At 68.5% G+C, this 16,520-nt stretch carries 16 protein-coding genes; 8 read left to right on the forward strand and 8 right to left on the reverse strand.

Going from position 1 to position 16,520, the window contains the following annotated elements; all coding sequences use genetic code 11:
• Positions 1-129 precede the first annotated feature (129 nt).
• The 4 genes from AC07R7_RS06885 to AC07R7_RS06900 all read left to right on the forward strand — a co-directional run bounded on the left by AC07R7_RS06885 (position 130) and on the right by AC07R7_RS06900 (position 2,143).
• The gene (locus AC07R7_RS06885; RefSeq protein ID WP_492837214.1) at positions 130-360 is read left to right on the forward strand and encodes a CC0731 family SpdR-regulated protein; all 231 of its coding nucleotides are present in this window, start codon (positions 130-132) and stop codon (positions 358-360) included.
• Positions 357-1,004 carry a TetR family transcriptional regulator gene (locus tag AC07R7_RS06890; RefSeq protein ID WP_492837213.1) on the forward strand — a complete coding sequence of 216 codons (648 nt, stop codon included), beginning with the start codon at positions 357-359 and terminating at the stop codon, positions 1,002-1,004. Before AC07R7_RS06885 ends, AC07R7_RS06890 begins: the two co-directional genes overlap by 4 nt.
• A gap of 79 nt (positions 1,005-1,083) precedes the next feature.
• Positions 1,084-1,692, forward strand: a complete 609-nt coding sequence (locus AC07R7_RS06895; protein WP_492837212.1) for a TetR/AcrR family transcriptional regulator — start codon at positions 1,084-1,086, stop codon at positions 1,690-1,692.
• Between the two features lie 79 nt (positions 1,693-1,771).
• Positions 1,772-2,143: a hypothetical protein gene (locus AC07R7_RS06900; RefSeq protein WP_492837211.1), complete on the forward strand. Its 372-nt coding sequence runs from the start codon at positions 1,772-1,774 to the stop codon at positions 2,141-2,143.
• A 14-nt stretch (positions 2,144-2,157) separates the two neighbouring features.
• Here the strand turns inward: AC07R7_RS06900 and AC07R7_RS06905 are convergent, their stop codons facing one another.
• Positions 2,158-4,329: a TonB-dependent receptor domain-containing protein gene (locus AC07R7_RS06905; RefSeq protein WP_494634623.1), complete on the reverse strand. Its 2,172-nt coding sequence runs from the start codon at positions 4,327-4,329 to the stop codon at positions 2,158-2,160.
• Between the two features lie 105 nt (positions 4,330-4,434).
• Between AC07R7_RS06905 and AC07R7_RS06910 the strand changes: the two genes are divergently transcribed.
• Together AC07R7_RS06910 and AC07R7_RS06915 are read left to right on the forward strand one after the other, a co-directional pair.
• Positions 4,435-4,803: a BlaI/MecI/CopY family transcriptional regulator gene (locus AC07R7_RS06910; protein ID WP_494634624.1), complete on the forward strand. Its 369-nt coding sequence runs from the start codon at positions 4,435-4,437 to the stop codon at positions 4,801-4,803.
• Positions 4,796-6,283, forward strand: a complete 1,488-nt coding sequence (locus tag AC07R7_RS06915) for a M56 family metallopeptidase (RefSeq protein ID WP_494634625.1) — start codon at positions 4,796-4,798, stop codon at positions 6,281-6,283. The genes AC07R7_RS06910 and AC07R7_RS06915 overlap by 8 nt, the downstream gene beginning before the upstream one ends.
• On the opposite strand, the gene AC07R7_RS06920 is transcribed toward AC07R7_RS06915, so the two are convergent.
• Complete coding sequence (locus AC07R7_RS06920) at positions 6,280-7,902, reverse strand: serine hydrolase (protein WP_494634626.1); 1,623 nt, start codon at positions 7,900-7,902, stop codon at positions 6,280-6,282. The two genes, AC07R7_RS06915 and AC07R7_RS06920, sit on opposite strands and share 4 nt — an antisense overlap.
• 62 nt (positions 7,903-7,964) lie before the next feature.
• Positions 7,965-9,659, reverse strand: a complete 1,695-nt coding sequence (locus AC07R7_RS06925; RefSeq protein WP_494634627.1) for an acyl-CoA dehydrogenase family protein — start codon at positions 9,657-9,659, stop codon at positions 7,965-7,967.
• 107 nt (positions 9,660-9,766) lie between these two features.
• On the opposite strand from AC07R7_RS06925, the gene AC07R7_RS06930 reads away from it, so the two are divergent.
• Entirely contained in the window at positions 9,767-10,393 is a 627-nt protein-coding gene (locus AC07R7_RS06930; RefSeq protein WP_494634628.1) for a glutathione S-transferase family protein, read from the forward strand.
• A gap of 6 nt (positions 10,394-10,399) precedes the next feature.
• Here AC07R7_RS06930 and AC07R7_RS06935 read toward each other — a convergent pair whose 3' ends face one another.
• The gene (locus tag AC07R7_RS06935; protein ID WP_492886347.1) at positions 10,400-10,735 is read right to left on the reverse strand and encodes a DUF2322 family protein; all 336 of its coding nucleotides are present in this window, start codon (positions 10,733-10,735) and stop codon (positions 10,400-10,402) included.
• A 213-nt stretch (positions 10,736-10,948) separates the two neighbouring features.
• Here AC07R7_RS06935 and AC07R7_RS06940 point away from each other — a divergent pair, with 213 nt between their 5' ends.
• Positions 10,949-11,512, forward strand: coding sequence for an SH3 domain-containing protein (locus AC07R7_RS06940; protein ID WP_494634629.1), 564 nt, complete (start codon positions 10,949-10,951; stop codon positions 11,510-11,512).
• 104 nt (positions 11,513-11,616) lie between these two features.
• Here AC07R7_RS06940 and AC07R7_RS06945 read toward each other — a convergent pair whose 3' ends face one another.
• The 4 genes from AC07R7_RS06945 to ccrA form a co-directional block, all read right to left on the reverse strand.
• Positions 11,617-12,135: a CPBP family glutamic-type intramembrane protease gene (locus tag AC07R7_RS06945; protein ID WP_494634630.1), complete on the reverse strand. Its 519-nt coding sequence runs from the start codon at positions 12,133-12,135 to the stop codon at positions 11,617-11,619.
• 164 nt (positions 12,136-12,299) lie between these two features.
• On the reverse strand, positions 12,300-13,427 hold the full coding sequence (locus tag AC07R7_RS06950; RefSeq protein WP_494634631.1) for a Rieske 2Fe-2S domain-containing protein: 1,128 nt from the start codon (positions 13,425-13,427) through the stop codon (positions 12,300-12,302).
• 172 nt (positions 13,428-13,599) lie between these two features.
• On the reverse strand, positions 13,600-15,075 hold the full coding sequence (locus AC07R7_RS06955; protein WP_494634632.1) for a M20 family peptidase: 1,476 nt from the start codon (positions 15,073-15,075) through the stop codon (positions 13,600-13,602).
• A 96-nt stretch (positions 15,076-15,171) separates the two neighbouring features.
• On the reverse strand, positions 15,172-16,458 hold the full coding sequence (ccrA, locus tag AC07R7_RS06960; RefSeq protein ID WP_494634633.1) for a crotonyl-CoA carboxylase/reductase: 1,287 nt from the start codon (positions 16,456-16,458) through the stop codon (positions 15,172-15,174).
• Positions 16,459-16,520 lie beyond the last annotated feature (62 nt).

Raw genomic sequence — 16,520 nt, forward strand, 5'->3', positions numbered from 1 at the left:
GCCTCCCCCTAGCGTTATTGCGCCCGCTTCCTATTTTTCAGTGTGCGTTCGTTGAACATGATCAACCTCCCCCACCGCGGATCGTTCAACGCCTTTCACTCACCCCAGCGGGGGTAGGAGTTACCTGCAATGGCCCAGAGCGCTCTGCTCTCGACCAACGCTGCGCTCTCCGCGTCCGATCGCGAAGAAGCCATGGCCGAAGTCCGCCAACTGATCACCGACCTGCGCGACGCCGCGCAGGATGGCCGTCAGCTGGCCCGCCGTTACGCCGACGTCCTTCAGAACGTCGTCGATGAGTACTGCATTGAGTTCGAGAAGCGCGCTGAAGCCGCTCTCGCCCGCCTGGAGGCCGCCGCATGAGCTTTGTGTCCGTTAACATCGAGTCCGCCACCGACTCTCCGGTGAAGCTGACCCGCCGGGCCCTGGCCAAGCAGCGCACCCGCGAACGCGTCCTGGCCGCCGCCCGCAGTCTGTTCAGCGAGCGCGGCTATGAAGGCGCGACCATCAGGGATATCGCCCAGGTCGCCGGCATGTCGACCGGCGCCGTGTTCGCCAGCTTCGCCGACAAGTCGGAGCTGTTCGAAGAGATCCTGACCGCCGACTACGAGGTCATCTACGCCCAGATGATCCAGGCCTCGCGCAACGCCAAGACGGTCGACGAAGCCTTGCTGGGCCTGTTCGGCGTCGCCTACGGCTTCCACGTCGAGCAACTGCCGCTGCTGCGCGCCAGCATCGCGGTGTCCTGGACCCGGTCGGAAGCCGCCGAGCGCCGCGCGCGCGGCGATATCAAGCACCTGTTCCATCTGATCGCCGACGCTCTGCAACGGGCCATCGATCAGGGCCAGTTGAAGAAAGATATCGACGTCAAACTCTTGGCTGAAATGAGCTGGGACGTGTATGTCGCCAACTATCGCCGCGCCGTCTACGACGGTTGGTCGGTGGAAGCTCTGCTGGCGCGGCTTTCGGATCAACTGAAGGTGATCTTCGCGGGCGCTCGCGCCTGACGAACGAAACTGGGCGCTCCGTTCGGGGGAACGGAGCGCCTTTGTCACAGCGACGCTAGCGTGTTCGAGGGGGACGTGCGTGGGCGTAAGAGATGATCAGAAGGCGGCGACCCGGGAACGGGTGCTTGAGGCCGCCAGGGACCTCTTCAATGAGGTCGGCTACGATGAGACGACGATCCGCGCCATTGCTGAGCGCGCGGGGGTCTCCGTCGGGAGCGTGTTCACCACCTTCGCCTCCAAGGCCGAGGTGCTGAGCCATGTGATGAACCACCGGCTGGCCGAGCTCTATGCCGAGCTCGACCGCGTGGCGCCGCTCCTGCGCGGCGGCACCGCCGACAAGCTGTGCTCGATCTTCGCCATCCACTACGAGTTCGAGACCCGGCGGGTGAAGCTGTTCCTGGCTCACATCGCCGCCTCGTACAATCCGAACAACGATCCGGGCGTCACGCCCTACGGCCGCAATCCGCGCCTGTCCCAGATGCTGCTCGACGTCCTGGAAGAGGGCGTGCGCAAGGGCGAGGTGCGGGGCGACCTGGATCTGCGCCTGATCATCGACACCCTGAAGGCCTCGTACGCCTGGAATTACCGGATGGCCGCCGCGGCTGGCGGGAACATGCCGGCGGCCGAGATGTCGGCGGTCATGGACAAGCAGATCGCGGTGATCGCCGAGGGATGGAAGCCACGGTAACGGGGCGCTTTTTGATTTAGATCATCCGGAACAGGGCGTCCGTCTGGGAATTGTTAACGCGCCACCCAGGAGCGTCGGCATGCGCGTCCCGATCTCGTCCGCCGTCTCTTTCGCCCTTCCGCTGATGGTCGCGGTTCTGGCCGCGACGCCGGCCCTGGCTTGTTCGGCGCGGGCGGCGGCGGGAGACACCATCGCCGGGCCGGTGCTCGAGGTTCCCGCCGCTGGCGTAATCTGCGTGGCCTTGGGCCCCGAGCCGTCGGACTGGGTGCTGGTGCGCCTGGGCGGCGGCGCATCGATCGACCGCAAGGTCCTGATGGCCGCGGTCTTCGCCCGACGGGTGGAGTGCGTGATGGGCGCCGAGGGCCGGGGCCATTGCCGCCTCGACGGCGCCGACGTCGTGAGCCTGGCCCAGACGCCGACCGTGCAGCAGGCCGCGCTCAGCTGGCGCTGAGCACTCCTTTTTTCCTACTGCGGTCCCGCCCCTGGGTTCTGGAACTCGAAGCCGGGATCCTTGCGTCCCTTGCCCGTTCCGAAGGTCCAGGCCAGCGTGATGCGGATATTGCGAGCGTCGGGATCGCGGACCACCAGGCTCTTCAGCGACGGGGTGTCGATCACCTGCTTATCGCGGTAGAGGCCGAGGGCGTCCTGGACGGAGACCAGAAGCGACAGCTGCTCGCTGATCTTGCGGCGGTAGCCGAGGTCTATGCCCGCGAACGGCTTGGCGTAGCCTTGCGGCGTCAGGCGCTTGCCGACCAGGAAGCCGTTGACCTGCAGAAGATCCTTGGGCGTGGCCTGCCAGCTCAGGCTGGCGCGGCCCTGGGCCGTGGTGCCCGTGCGTTTGTCGGTGAAACCCAGGTTCGAGCCGTCCAGCTGCGCCCAGAACAGGGTGCTGCTGAGGTTATAGGTCAGCTTGGGCGTCAGCTTGCCGTTCAGGACCAGCTCAAGGCCGCCGTTGCGGGTCTGGGCGACATTGGCCTTGGTGGTGACGAAGACGCCGCCGCCCCGGTCGGTGACCACGTCGGTGACCACCTTGTCGTTCTCGCGGTAGAACAAAGTCGCCAGGGCCATCATCGGCGCCTTGCGGTATTGCCAGCCAAGCTCGAACGAGTGGGTCTGCTGGGGCTTCAGGTTCGGGTTGCCGATCCGGTAGTTCAGCGGGTCCAGCAGGAACGGCGCGGGATTGAGGTCGAACGGACCGGGACGCTGCAGCCGCTCGCTGTAGCTGGCGGTCAGTTTCTGCTGGTCGTTCAGCTTGTACGACAGGTGCAGGCTGGGCATCAGCCGGGTGGTGTCATTGTCGTCCTTGCGGCCGGTCGAGGTCAGATCCAGCTTCGACTGCTCGTAGCGCAGGCCGGCCAGCATCGTCAGGTCGCCGAGCGGGCGCTCGTAAGTGACATAGGCCTGGCTCAGCCGCTGTTCGTAAAAGAACGTGTTGGTCAGGCCGGGATCGATCGCGAGGCCGCTCAGCGCGCCGCCGCGCAGGCCGACATTGTCATAGACGTTGTCGTCGAACTGCAGATCAAAGCCCAGCTTCAGCGTCTGGCCCGGACCCATCGGTCGGACATAGTCGCCCTTGAGGTCGGTCTGCCGGGTGTCGTAGCCCAGCCGTTGCTGGTCGTAGGCGCTGGACGTCGCCGGCGCGGTCGCCGAGGTGTGGCCCGTGCGCGTGCGGTTGTCGTCGGTGACGTCGTAGCTGAGCCTCAGCGAAAGCTCGTGGCCGTCGCCGTCGAACTTGCGGCGCAGACTGCCGACGATCGCGCCGTTGTCGCGGCGCTGACGGAGCGTCATATCGCGCCGATAGGCCTGGATGAGCGCTCCATTGGCGTCCTCGCGCGTGGTGTCGGCGGCGCTGTCGAGCGCCAGGTTGAAGCGCGACAGCCGCGCCTCGCCGCCGATCCGCAGCTTGTCTGAGACGTCGTAGTCGACCGTGGCCTGGCCGGTGACGCCATCGATGTCGAAGTCGGTGGTCCCCTGGGTTTCGCTGTCGAGATTGGCCTGCCGGCGGCGCTCGTAGTCGACCTCGTCGAAGACGTCGCGGCGATAGTTGATGTCGCCGGCGGCCGACAGCTTGCCGCTGTTGTAGCCGATATTCCCCAAAAGGCCGTTGCGGCCGTGGTCGCCGCCCGTGACGCGGATCGAGCTGGTCCGGCCCGCGCCCTTGGCCTTCTTGGTGATCAGATTGATGACCCCGCCCGTGCCGTCGGCGCGGAACTCGGCCGAGGGGTTGGTGATCACCTCGACGCGATCGATGCGCTCGGCCGGCATCTGCTGCAGCGCCTGGCCGCGACCGTCGCCCTGGAACAGGCCCGAGGGCTTGCCGTCGATCAGGATGGTGACGTTGGGATCGCCGCGCATGCTCACATTGCCCTGCACGTCGACCTCGACGGACGGGACGTTGCGCAGGGCGTCGGCGATGCCGCCGGACTGAGCGGCCAGATCGCCCGAGACGCTGTAGCTGCGGCGATCGATCGAGGTGCGCACCGCCGGAGCATCGGCCGTGATGGTCACGGCGCTGACGCCGTTGGCGGCCTCGGCGGCGGGGGACTTCGCGGCCGGCGCCTGGGAAACGGGCGGTTGCGCGGCGGGGGAGGCCGCGGCGGCGGCTTGGGCGGCGAGCGCGATCCAGACGGTAGGCACTTGAAATTTCCCCTTAGGTCGTTGGCGTCAGCGACGGACTTGGCTAGGATACAGCTGTATTCTGCATTAGAATACAAATGTACTTTCGGTAATGGAGTTGGGCGCATGCGGATTTCGGGCGCCGAGAGCCAGATCATGGAGGCGCTGTGGCGCCGCGGTCCGTTGACGCCCGAGGGCGTCGTCGCCGAAGTGGGCGTGGCCCACGACTGGGCGCCGGGCACGGTAAAGACCCTGATCACCCGCCTCCTGAAGAAGGGCGCGATCGCCGGGGCGCGTGAGGCGGACGGCTATCTCTATCGGCCGCTGGTGTCGCGCGATGACTACGTGCAGTCCGAGAGCCAGAACCTGGTCGACCGGCTTTTCGGCGGCGAGGTAGCGCCCTTGGTCGCACACTTCGCGCAGCACCGGGCGTTGACGGCTAAGGACGTCAAGCTGCTGAAGGACCTGATCGCGGACATCGAGGACGATGGCTGAGCTGTTCGCCGACCTGCTGGACATGAACCTCGCCCTGGCCGTCGCGGTCGCGGCGGTGATGGTTCTGCGCCTGCCGGCGCGGCGGCTGTTCGGGGCGCGAGTGGCGTATGGTCTGTGGAGCCTGCCGGTGCTGGCCGTGCTGGCCATGCTGCTCCCCGCGCGAGTGCTGACGGTCCGGGTTCCGGCGGCGTCGGTCGAGGCGGGGCAGACCTCGGTCATGTCCGGAATGACCCTAGCCAATGCTCCGGTCGACATCCGGCCCTATCTGGCGGGGCTGTGGCTGCTGGGCGTGATCGCCAGCCTGGCCTGGCTGGCCTGGAACCAGCTCCAGTTCGCCCGCGCGGCGAAGGCGGGGAAGGCCGGGCCGGCGGTGATCGGCGTGCTGCGGCCGCGCGTGGTGGTTCCCGACGACTTCGAGGGCCGCTACACCCCGCGCGAGCGCGAGGTGGTGCTGGCCCACGAGCACGCCCACCTCCAGCGCCGCGACCCGCCGGTCAACGCCCTGGTGGCGCTGGCGACCTGCATCAACTGGTTCAACCCGGCCGTCCATGTGATGGGCCGCTGGCTGCGCATCGACCAGGAACTGGCCTGTGACGCTGGCGTGGTCGCCGCCTATCCGAAGGCGCGCCGCGCCTATGCCGAGGCGATGCTGAAGACCCAGCTGGCCGCCCGGCCGCTGCCGCTGGGTTGCCACTGGGCGACCCATCCGCTGGCCCAGCGCGTACGGCTGCTGTCGCGCCCGACGCCCAGCCGCTTCCACCGCCTGGCGGGTCTTTCCTGTATCGCCCTGCTGGTCGCGGGCGGCGCCGCGGCCGTCTGGGCCTCGCGGCCGCCGGAGGTGGTGATGGCCTTCGACCCGCCGCGCGTCGTCGAACCGCCACGGCAGGCCCCGCGTCCGGCCAGCGCTCCGGTCGCGCCGCCCGCGCCCAAGGCCGCGCCGCATCGTCCCGTCGCGCCCCCCGCGCAAGTCGCCGTCACCGAGCCGATCCTGGAGCCGGTGGCCGAGCCGCCGCCGGTCGCGATCGAGCCGCCGATGCAGATACGCCGCGTACGGATCATCCGCGCCGTGGCCGACCGTTCGCAGGTGCGGCCCGGCTCGGCGGTGCGGGTGGTGGCCAGCGGCGTCGCGCCGGACGGCGCCCACCTTTGGGCCGACTTCACCGCCTTCGGCTCGCAGCGGCTCTATCGCAAGGGCGCCTATGAGCGGGGCGGCAGCCGCTATTCGCTGTTCACCAGCGTCGTCCAGCAGGGCGAGCGCCTGCTGGTCACGGTCAGCCTGGGCCGGGGCTTCCGGCCCGACCAGACGGGCTCGATCGATCTCCTGCCCAACCAGACCGGCGTGGTGCGTCTGCCGACCGGCCAGGACATCGTCGTCACTACCAGTGTCCGCGCCGAGACGCCGGACGAGATCGAGGAGGGCCGCCAGCTGACGGCCTACCAGGCGATGTTCGAAGGAATGCGGCGCCCTGAACGGGGTTAGGCTTCCTTGGTCAGCCGCAGGTCCTGGTAGTCGAAGCTGAAGTCGGCCAGCGGCGAGACCGCCTTGACCAGGGCCGAGACCACCTTGCCGTCCTTGAGGTCGAAGGTGAGGAAGGCGTCCTCCTGGGTGCGGTCGTCGAAGACCGTCTTGAAGGTCTCGCCGTCGAAGACCTCCAGCTTGCCCTTCAGGAGCGGGGTCTTGTCGAAGGCGACGTGCAGGCCCTGCTTCTTGCCCCCTTTTCCCTTGGTTGGGCCGACGACCGTAATCGTCACCGTGCCGTACCAGGGGTCGCGATAGACCCCGGCATAGGCGGCCAGCGGCAGGCTGGGTTTGGCGCCGGACGATGGCGTCGTGGCCTTGGCCGCGTCCTTGATCGTATCGGCGTCGGCCTGGGCCTGGACACGCTTGGACGAGGCGATCCAGTCGAAGTCGCCGCGGCCCTGCAGGCGGTCCGGCCCGCCGTAGCGCATCGAGCGCAGGACCGGGTTCTCCTCGGCGTTGGTCATGACCATGATGCCGGATTTCCGGCCCGGCAGCAGGCCCGTGTAGGAGATGAAGCCGGCCAGGCCGCCGGTGTGCCACAACAGGCGCTCGCCGCGATGATCCTGCACGAACCAGCCCAGGGCGTAGGCCTGGATCGACGGACGGACCGGGTTCTCCGTGATCGGACCATCGGTCGAGGTGGTGATGGTCTGCGGCTTCCACATCTCCCTGGCCGAGGCCTCGCTCCACAGGCGCTTGCCGTTGGGCGACAGCCCCAGGCCCAGCTGGACCATCAGCCACTGGGCGATGTCCTTGGGCGTGGAATTGACCCCGCCGGCCGGACCCGCCGCGTCGAAGCTGCCGTCGAACGGCAGCACGGTCTGCGGACCCAGGCCCCGCACGGGCGGGCCCAGGCGGCAGTGCGGCTCGGCGCGGCGGGCGCGGTCGACCAGGGCCGGGCTCGAGACGGTGTCGTTCATGGTCAGCGGCTGGAAGATCCGGGTCTTGATGACCTCTTCCCACCTCGTCCCGGTGACGGTCTCGATCAGCACGCCGGCGGCCACATACAGCACGTTGTCATAGGCGTAGCCGCCCCGGAACTGGCCGCCGATCGGCAGGTACTTCAGCCCCGCCACGATGTCGGCGCGGGTGTGGGTGGGCGAGGGCCAGATCATCAGGTCGCCGGCCCCCAGCGTAAGCCCGCTGCGGTGGACCAGAAGGTCGCGGACGGTCATCAGCTTGGTGACCACCGGATCGCTCATCTGGAACGACGGCATGTACTTGGTGACCGGCGCGTCCCACTCCAGCTTGCCTTCCTCGACCAGCATGGCGATCAGGGCGGCGGTCATGGCCTTGGTGTTGGAAGCGATGCCGAAAGCGGTGTTTTCGTCGACCTTGTCCTGGCCCCCTAGGCGCTTGACGCCATAGCCCTTGGCCAGGGTGACCTTGCCATTCTCGACCACCGTGACACCCAGACCCGGCTGATCGGGGAAGGCGGCCATGACCTCCTGGGCGAACTTGTCGACCGCCGCGCCGACCGCCCCGGTGTCCTGGGCGAAGGCCCGGTTGCCGAACGCCGCCAGGCCGCCGGTGGCGACAGCCGAGACGAGAGCGGTGCGGCGGGTCGTGGCGAGCATGGGCGGGCGATCCTTCGATTGGAGGACGGAGGCTAAGCTGAGCCTCCGCCCACCGACAAGGGTCAGTTCCCGCCATCCAGAAGCCGTCGCGCGATCACCTGGGCCTGGATCTCGCCCGCGCCCTCGAAGATGTTGAGGATCCGGGCGTCGGCCAGCAGGCGGCTCGCCGCATACTCCATGGCGAAGCCGTTGCCGCCGTGGATCTGCAGGGCGTTGTCCGCCGCCGCCCAGGCGACCCGGGCGGCGATCAGCTTGGCCATGCCCGCCTCGAGGTCGCAGCGCTTGCCCTCGTCCTTCTGGCGGGCGGCGAAGTAGGTCAACTGGCGCACGCCCATGATCTCGGCGGCCATCATGGCCAGCTTGTTGGCGACGCGCGGGAATTCGAAGATCGCCTGGCCGAACTGCTGGCGGTCGAGCGCATAGCCGAGGCCGGTCTCCAGCGCCGCCTGGGCCACGCCGACGGCGCGGGCGGCGGTCTGGATGCGGGCGCTCTCGAAGGTGGCCATCAGCTGCTTGAAGCCTTGGCCCGGGACCCCGCCCAGCAGGTTCTCGGCCGGCACGGTGAAGCCGTCGAAGCCCAGCTCGTACTCCTTCATGCCGCGATAGCCGATCACCCCGATCTCGCCGCCGCTCATGCCCTGGGCGGGGAAGTCATTCCCTTCGACGCCGCGCGGCTTGGGGGCCAGCAGCATGGAGAGGCCGCGATAGTCGGTGGTGGCCGGGTCGGTGCGGACCAGCAGGGTCATGACGTCGGCGCGGGCGGCGTGGGTGATCCAGGTCTTGTTCCCGGTCACGACGTAGTTCTCGCCATCCAGCGTCGCGCGGGTGCGTAGGGACCCCAGGTCGGAGCCAGTGTTCGGCTCGGTGAAGACGGCGGTCGGCAGGATCTCGGCGCTGGCGATGCGGGGCAGCCAGTACTGCTTCTGCTCTTCCGTGCCGCCGGTCAGGATCAGCTCGCCGGCGATCTCCGAGCGGGTGGCCAGCGAGCCGACGCCGATCCAGGCGCGCGACAGTTCCTCGGAGACCACGCACATGGCGGTCTTGCCCATGCCCGAGCCGCCATATTCCTCGGGGATGGTCAGGCCGAACACGCCCAGGGCGCCCAGCTCTTCCACCAGCTCGATCGGGATCAACTGGTCCTTCAGGTGCCATTCGTGGGCGAAGGGGGTGACCTTTTCCTCGGCGAAGGCGTGGAACTGGTCGCGGATCATCTCGAAGGTCTCTTCGAGACCGGTATGCTCCAGCGTCGGGCGGCCGCGCGCCTCGGCCAGGCGCTGGGCGATGCGGGTCTTCACGGCCTGCGTGCCGCCCTCGACCATCAGCTTCATCAGGCCGTTGGAGTAGAGCCGGTTCAGTACGGCCCGGTCTTCGACCAGATGGGCCGGGCGGACGATCTCGCCCTGGTTCATCGGCACGCCGCCGACCAGTTGGGCGCAATATTCGCTGAACAGCAGCTGGGCCAGCAGGGCCTCGATCTCGCCGAACCGGCCCTCGTCCTGCAGCCGCTCGGCCCAGCCAGCGACCTGGTTCAGGAGCTCGGCATAGGCGGCGTACCAGCCATAGCCATGGACTCGGTGCTGGTGGACGTCGGCCAGCTTGCGGTCGATCTTGCCACCGTCCGGCGCGATGTGGGCCAGCACCTGCGGCTTGGCCTCGGCCACGAACAGCTGGGCCGCGTCGGCGGCCTCGCGCAGCAGGCCGATCAGGCCCGGCAGGATCAAGGTATCAGTCGTGTTCCGGCTGACCGTATCGGTCATGGCTTGCTCCCCTGCGCCAAACAGTTGTTTTCTTTCACCCTGACGCCTTTCGCATCTGCGAGCAATGCCGCAGCGCAACATGCGGTTCAAAAATCGGGGAAGAAACCATGCTGACGGTCCACCACCTGAACGAGTCGCGCTCGCAGCGGATCCTGTGGCTGCTTGAGGAGCTAGACCTCCCTTACGAGATCGTCTTTCACACCCGTGACCCCAAGACCCGCCTGGCGCCGCCGTCGCTGACGGACATCCATCCGCTGGGCAAGTCGCCCGTGATCGTGGATGGGGATCTCACGATCATCGAGTCCGGCGCGATCATCGACTACGTCATCCGCCGTCATGCCGAGGGCCGCCTGGCCCCCGATCCGGCCAGCGCCGACTACGACCGCTACCAGCAGTGGCTGCACTACGCCGAGGGCTCGGCCATGCTGCCGCTGATGCTCAACATGTATGTCGGCCGCCTGGGCGAGGCCGGCGCGCCGCTGCACCCGCGCATCCAGGGCGAGATCGCCAACCACCTGGCGTTCGTCAACGACCACCTGGCGGGGCGCGAATATTTCGTCGGCGAGACCCTGACCGGCGCCGACATCCAGATGAGCTTCGTGCCTGAAGTGGCCAAGGCCATGGGGCGTCTCGCCGACTATCCGAACATGGCCGCCTGGATCGAGCGGATGCACGCGCGCCCGGCCTGGAAGGTGGCGCTGGACAAGAGCGGGCCTTACGCTCTGGGGGCGTAAGCCGCCTCAGCCGCCGACGGCGATAACTTCGATTTCCAGCGAAGCGCCGCCGGCGGCGATCGCCAGCAGGCGGTCGACATTCGGATGCGCGCCCGGGCGCTCGCGCGCATCCGCCGTGTGCTCGGCGAACACGATCAGGCCCTGTTCGGCCGCCCGCGCGTCCAGGGCGCCGAAGCGCTGCTTCAGATACTGATAGACGGCCAGCGAGCCTTGCTGGCCCGGCTGGTTCTCGATGCTGGCGACCACGGCGCCGTCGGCGTCGACGAGATCGATGCGCCGCACGCCGTCGATGGGCGGCAATCGCCGAAGGTTGTCCTTGAACGTCGCGCCCGGTTGAATCATCGCCCGCTTTTCTCAACTGCCTGAGCCATCGCGGGCGGGCCTGTAGCACCGCTCGCGGATGTTCGCCACGGGGGGCGCGAAGCCCGGTCCCCGAACTTTTTTCAACATGAACGAAATCTGCTGAAGCCGTCCGCGCTACCGTTCAGCTTCACCCTGTCATGGTCTGTCTCACGGGGTTGCTGACCCCGGACACCTTCAAAGGGACATGAGACCATGACCATCACCACCCAAAAGACGATCAAGACCATCGCCCTGACCCTGGGCGCCGCCGCCACCGCTCTGTCGCTGGCCGCCGCCCCGCAAGCCAGCGCCGGCGTCGTCGGCTGCAAGGCCTCGGGCTCCAAGCAGGAAGTCGGCGCGGTCGTGGGCGGCCTGCTGGGCGCTCTGGCCGGCAACAAGATCGCCGGCAAGGGCGATCGCGGCACGGGCACGGCCATCGGCGCCGTGGTCGGCGCGGGCGCCGGTTCGGCGGTCGGCTGCGGCATGCAGAAGAAGGACGCGGCCCAGGAGGTCGGCGGCATCTACAAGTCGGGCGGCTATCGCTACGCCCAGACCGTCCAGGCCGCTCCGCTGATCGCGACCAAGGGCAAGTATGTCGCCCGTTCGACCCTGAACCTGCGCGCCTCCGCCTCGACCCGCGGTGAACGCCTGGGCGCGGTCGCCTCGGGTGAGACCTTCCAGGCCCTGGGCCGCACCGGCGACGGCAAGTGGATCCTGGTCGGCCAGGACGGCGTCGGCGTCGGCTATGTCAGCAGCGCGTACGTCTACCGCGCCTAACCAGGCCTAGCGTTTCGGGGCGCGTCCGCTCCGTCCCTCTGGCCGCGCCTTCGAGGAGAGCCCGTTCGGTCGCCCCCATGACCGGACGGGCTTTTTCGTGCGCGTTACGAGAGGGCGCTGACCCCGCCCAGCCAGGTCTGCCAGATCACCACCAGCGCCCAGTGCAGGATCACCGCCGGCCAGAGGGAGCCGGTCCTGTGGCGCATGATCGCGCAGCCCAGGCCCAGCACGGCGCAGCACAGCAGGAAGTCGGGGCGGAGGAAGATCGGGGCGGCGGACTTCAGGAAGGTGACCGCCTCGACCACGTGCCAGAGCGTATAGAGGCCGGTGGAGACGGCGATCTCCAGCCTCGGGCGGGCGCTCCCGTTGGGGCCGGGAATCAGCAGGCCTCGGAAAGGGATCTCCTCGCCGAGGGCGGGGATGAGGAACACCACCAGCATCCGCAGGGCGAGGCCCGGTTCGGTCGGTTGCAGGCGGTAGAGGCCGGTGACGAAGCCGACGACCATCATCAGCGCCAGGGTGGCGGCGGAGACGGCGAGGCAGAACAGCCAGCCGCGCGGGGACGGCAGGGTGCGGAGGCTGGTGAGGAGGCGGTGGCGGTAGATCGTCAGACTCAGCGTCATTCCCAAGCCCTCCTCTCGTTCGTCATTCCCGCCCTTGTGGCGGGAACCCCTCTATCCGCCGCAGGTGTGGAGGGGGCGGACTGCTGAGCAGTCCGCTTGCATCTCACGTGTCAACTGACCCAGGGGTTCCCGCCACAAGGGCGGGAATGACGGTGTTTTGGGGGCTAGGTCCGCCACCGCAGCGTCTGATCCTTCACCGGATTGACGAACGCCCGGCCCTCTTTCCGGCTGGCGGCCCACTCGCGCTTGCACTGGTGGTACCAGCGGGCCTGCTGGTCGGCGTCGCCCACCCACATCAGCGGCGGGTTCTGTCGCAGCCCCGGCGTCTGGGCCGCGACGATGGCGCCGTCCTGGCGCAGGAAGGCGCGGGCGGCCATGCGGATGATCGGATAGAGCGCCGTGAAGGCCCAATGATCCGACCACATGATCTGGTTCATCCGGGTCTTGCCGGCGTTGATCGGCGTCATGGCCGACAGGGCCAGCACCTGCCTATCGCCGACCGTCACATGCTCCCAGCGCAGCCCCGGCAGGCGGAAGGTGATCTCGGTCAGCGGCTCGCCGCCCAGGATGGCGTAGGCCTTGGAGTTCTTGGACGGCTCATGCCGCACCATGGTGAAGCCGGCCTCGGACGGGCTGAAGGTCTTCTTCTTCTCGTGCTGGCTGGTCTTGGTCCGCCACCACCATTGCTGGTGCACGAACGGTCCGTGGGCTGGGTCGATCAGGCCCAGCACGGCGTGGTCGATGTGGATGTCGTAGTCCAGATGGTCGACCAGCTTGGGCTTGCCGCCCACGATCCCGGGGATGGTCGGCGGCGGCTCGGGCGGCTGGCCGTCGAAGCGCGGGTCCGACGACATCCAGATCCAGACCATGCCCTGCTGCTCGACGGTGGGATACTTACGCACCCGCACCTTGGAGATGTCGAAGTCGCTGTCGGCGGTCAGGGACGGGATCGACTTGCACGCGCCGTCCGGCCCGAAGCGCCAGCCGTGATAGGGGCACTCGACGCTTTCGGTCCCGTCGGCCTCGCGGTGGACGCGGCCGGCCGAGAGGGCGGCGGCGCGATGGGGGCAGATGTCGCGAATGGCGTAGACCTCGCCCGCCCGGGTACGGCCCAGCAGCACCGGCTCGGCCAGATACTCCCGCTTCTCCATCCTGCCCGGCTTGAGGTCGGGCGACAGGGCGGCGACGTACCAGGCGTCCCAGACGAAGCCTTCGCCGAACTTGTCGCCAAGGGGCTGCTTGGCTGGACTGGCGCCGGGCTTGGCCTTCAGGAGCGGAACGTCGTCGGGCATGCGAGGGTTTCTAGCGGGCTTGGGTGAACGCTGTAACTTGAGGCGCAGTGTCGCAGCCGATTGCGACATCCGTGCTTGGACTCAGAAAAGCGTCAGCCAGAAGCCTGGACGGTCTCCCACCGCCAGGCGCGCCCAACCGAATTCCCCCGAACTCACGCCCCGCCCGACGGGCTCACCGCGACGCGGCGGTCTCCACCAGGCGCTGATAGAAGCGCACCATTCGCCCGACATTGTCCAGGCTGATGTGTTCGTCGGTGCCGTGGATGATCTTGGTCTCGTCGACCTTCAGTACCAGCGGCTGGAAGCGGTAGACGTCGCTGGCCACGCCGGTCAGGTAGCGGCTGTCGGTGCCGGCGGTGACCAGGCCGGGCACGACCGGAGCCTTGCTCTCGTCGGCGGCGAGGCCCGCCAGGGTCTTCCAGGCGTCGGAGCTGGTCGAGGAGATCGGCGAGGGCTCGTCGGTCTTGGTCCAGCTGAGCTCGACCGGCAGCTTGCCCACGGCGTCCTTGGCCCGCGCCATCACCTTGGCCGAGCTGTCGCCCGGCGCGATGCGGTAGTTGATCCAGGCGGTGGCATCCTGCGGCAGGACGTTTTCCTTGGGCGAGCCCTTCAGCATGGTGGGGGCGATGGTGGTGTGCAGCATGGCCGCGCCCGCGGGCGTCTTGGCCGTGACCTTCACCAGCAGCGGCGCGAACAGCCAGGTGTTGGCCGCGAAGACCTTGACCACGGGCGAAGCGTGCGGGGCGATGGCCTTCAGCATGTCGGCGCCGGGGCCCTGGAACTTCATCGGCGCCTGGTGCTCGTCGATCGCCTGCACCGCCTTGGCCAGGGTGACGACGCCGCCGCCGTCGGCCGGCGGGGCCGAGGAGTGGCCGCCGACCGCGGGGGCCACGACCTTCATGGTGCCATAGCCCTTCTCAGCCGTGCCGATGATGGCGGCGGGCTTGCCGGTGACGGGATGGTCGGCGACCACGGCCATGCCCTCGTCCAGCACGAACTGGGCCTTGATGTCGCGCGACTTCAGCAGCGCCGCGGCGGCTCGGGCCCCGACCCCGCGCACCTCCTCGTCATGGCCGCTGACGACGATGACGGTGCGCACGGGCTTGAAGCCGCTGGCGGCCACTGCGTCGATCGCCTCGAACAGGGTGACCAGAGAGCCCTTGTCGTCGATCGAGCCTCGGCCCCAGACCGCGCCGTCGGCCACCACGCCGTCGAACGGCGGATGGGACCAGGCACCCTCGCTGCCGGGGGTGACCGGCACCACGTCCTGGTGGGCCATCAGCACGATCGGCGGCAGGGCCGGGTTCGAGCCGGGCCAGGTGTAGACCAGGGTGTGCTCGGCCACGACCTCGCGGGTCATGACCTTGTGGGCCTCCGGATAGGTCGCCTGCAGCCAGGCGTGCAGCTTGTCCCACTCGGCCGGCTGGTCCTCGGCCCTATCCTGGTGGCTGATGGTCCGGAAGCGGACGGCCTGCGCCAGGTGGCCGGCGACCCTGTTGACGTCCACCGGACGCGCGGCGGCCAGCTTGACGCTGGCGGGATCCACCACGGCCGGCGCCTTGAAGGTGGCGGTCCGCACCGCGACCACGGCCGTCACGGCCAGGACCAGACCCACGGCCGTCAGCGCGACCTTACCCCCGACACCCATCCGTCACTCCCCAGGCGCTTTGGCCGAACACTTGTTGGAGGCGACTGTGCGTCGGGCGGGCGCGGCTGGCAATGGCGCCGTTGGGGAGCCTTGAGGTCAGGCCGCCCCTTCGCTCAGCTCCTGCACCTCTTCGAACGTCCGCAGGCCCGGACGCTGCGCGCAGACCAGCACCGCCATATTCCCGGGCAGGTGCTGGTTGGCCAGCATCTTCTCGTGGGCGGCGGGGATGTCGTTCCAGGGGAAGACTTCCGACAGGCACGGGTCGACGCGGCGGTCGATGACCAGCTGGTTGGCCGCCGAGGCCTGCATCAGGTTGGCGAAGTGGCTGCCCTGCACGCGCTTTTGGCGCATCCACAGGAAGCGGGCGTCCATGGTCAGGTTGAAGCCGCTGGTGCCGGCGCAGATGGCGACCATGCCGCCGCGCTTGACCACGAACACCGAGACCGGGAACGTCGCCTCGCCCGGGTGCTCGAACACCAGGTCCACGTCGCGGTTGCCGGTGATCTGCCAGATCGCCTTCCCGAACTTGCGGCTCTCCTTCATGTAGTCGGTGAACTCGGGGCCGTTGACCTTGGGCAGCTGGCCCCAGCAGTTGAACTCGTTGCGGTTCAGCACCGCCTTGGCGCCCATCGACAGCACGAACTCGCGCTTGTCCTCGGACGAGACCACGCCGATGGCGTTGGCCCCGGCCACGGCGGCCAGCTGCACGGCGAAGACGCCCAGCCCGCCCGACGCGCCCCAGACCAGCACGTTCTGGCCGGGCTTCAGCTCATGCGGCTTGTGGCCGAACAGCATGCGGTAGGCGGTGGCCAGGGTCAGGGTGTAGCAGGCGCTCTCTTCCCAGGTCAGGTGCTTGGGGCGCGGCATCAGCTGGCGCGACTGCACCCGGCAGAACTGGGCGAAGCTGCCGTCCGGCGTCTCGTAGCCCCAGATGCGCTGGCTGGGCGAGAACATCGGGTCGCCGCCGTTGCACTCCTCGTCGTCGCCGTCGTCCTGGTTGCAGTGGATGACCACCTCGTCGCCCAGCTTCCAGCGCTTGACCTTCTTGCCCACCGCCCAGACGATGCCCGAGGCGTCGCTGCCGGCGATGTGATAGGGCTGCTTGTGGGCGTCCAGCACGCTGATCGGCTCGCCCAGGGCGGCCCAGACGCCGTTGTAGTTGACGCCGGCGGCCATCACGAGGACCAGCACCTCGTCCTCGCCGATCTCCCAGGTGGGCACGACCTCGACCTGCATGGCCTGGGTCGGCTTGCCGTGGCGCTCCTTGCGGATGCTCCAGGCGTACATGGTCTTCGGGACGTGGAAGGCCGGCGGGATCTCGCCGATCTCGTAGAGGTCCTTCAGGACCGGCGTTTCAGACGTATCGAGCGTCGCGGTCGTCATCTCCACTCCCCATTCCTTGGCCGTCTTTCGCGCTGCAACAACGCATGAGGGCCAAACTCGGC

This window comes from Caulobacter sp. GW821-FHT05F04, assembly GCF_059419665.1.

Bases quoted from the DNA above. Each gene is read 5' to 3' on its own strand.
- AC07R7_RS06885 (WP_492837214.1), top strand. From the start codon at position 130: ATGGCCCAGAGCGCTCTGCTCTCGACCAACGCTGCGCTCTCCGCGTCC.
- AC07R7_RS06890 (WP_492837213.1), top strand. From the start codon at position 357: ATGAGCTTTGTGTCCGTTAACATCGAGTCCGCCACCGACTCTCCGGTG.
- AC07R7_RS06900 (WP_492837211.1), top strand. From the start codon at position 1,772: ATGCGCGTCCCGATCTCGTCCGCCGTCTCTTTCGCCCTTCCGCTGATG.
- AC07R7_RS06910 (WP_494634624.1), top strand. From the start codon at position 4,435: ATGCGGATTTCGGGCGCCGAGAGCCAGATCATGGAGGCGCTGTGGCGC.
- AC07R7_RS06915 (WP_494634625.1), top strand. From the start codon at position 4,796: ATGGCTGAGCTGTTCGCCGACCTGCTGGACATGAACCTCGCCCTGGCC.
- AC07R7_RS06920 (WP_494634626.1), bottom strand. From the start codon at position 7,902: ATGCTCGCCACGACCCGCCGCACCGCTCTCGTCTCGGCTGTCGCCACC.
- AC07R7_RS06925 (WP_494634627.1), bottom strand. From the start codon at position 9,659: ATGACCGATACGGTCAGCCGGAACACGACTGATACCTTGATCCTGCCG.
- AC07R7_RS06930 (WP_494634628.1), top strand. From the start codon at position 9,767: ATGCTGACGGTCCACCACCTGAACGAGTCGCGCTCGCAGCGGATCCTG.
- AC07R7_RS06935 (WP_492886347.1), bottom strand. From the start codon at position 10,735: ATGATTCAACCGGGCGCGACGTTCAAGGACAACCTTCGGCGATTGCCG.
- AC07R7_RS06940 (WP_494634629.1), top strand. From the start codon at position 10,949: ATGACCATCACCACCCAAAAGACGATCAAGACCATCGCCCTGACCCTG.
- AC07R7_RS06945 (WP_494634630.1), bottom strand. From the start codon at position 12,135: ATGACGCTGAGTCTGACGATCTACCGCCACCGCCTCCTCACCAGCCTC.
- AC07R7_RS06950 (WP_494634631.1), bottom strand. From the start codon at position 13,427: ATGCCCGACGACGTTCCGCTCCTGAAGGCCAAGCCCGGCGCCAGTCCA.
- AC07R7_RS06955 (WP_494634632.1), bottom strand. From the start codon at position 15,075: ATGGGTGTCGGGGGTAAGGTCGCGCTGACGGCCGTGGGTCTGGTCCTG.
- ccrA (WP_494634633.1), bottom strand. From the start codon at position 16,458: ATGACGACCGCGACGCTCGATACGTCTGAAACGCCGGTCCTGAAGGAC.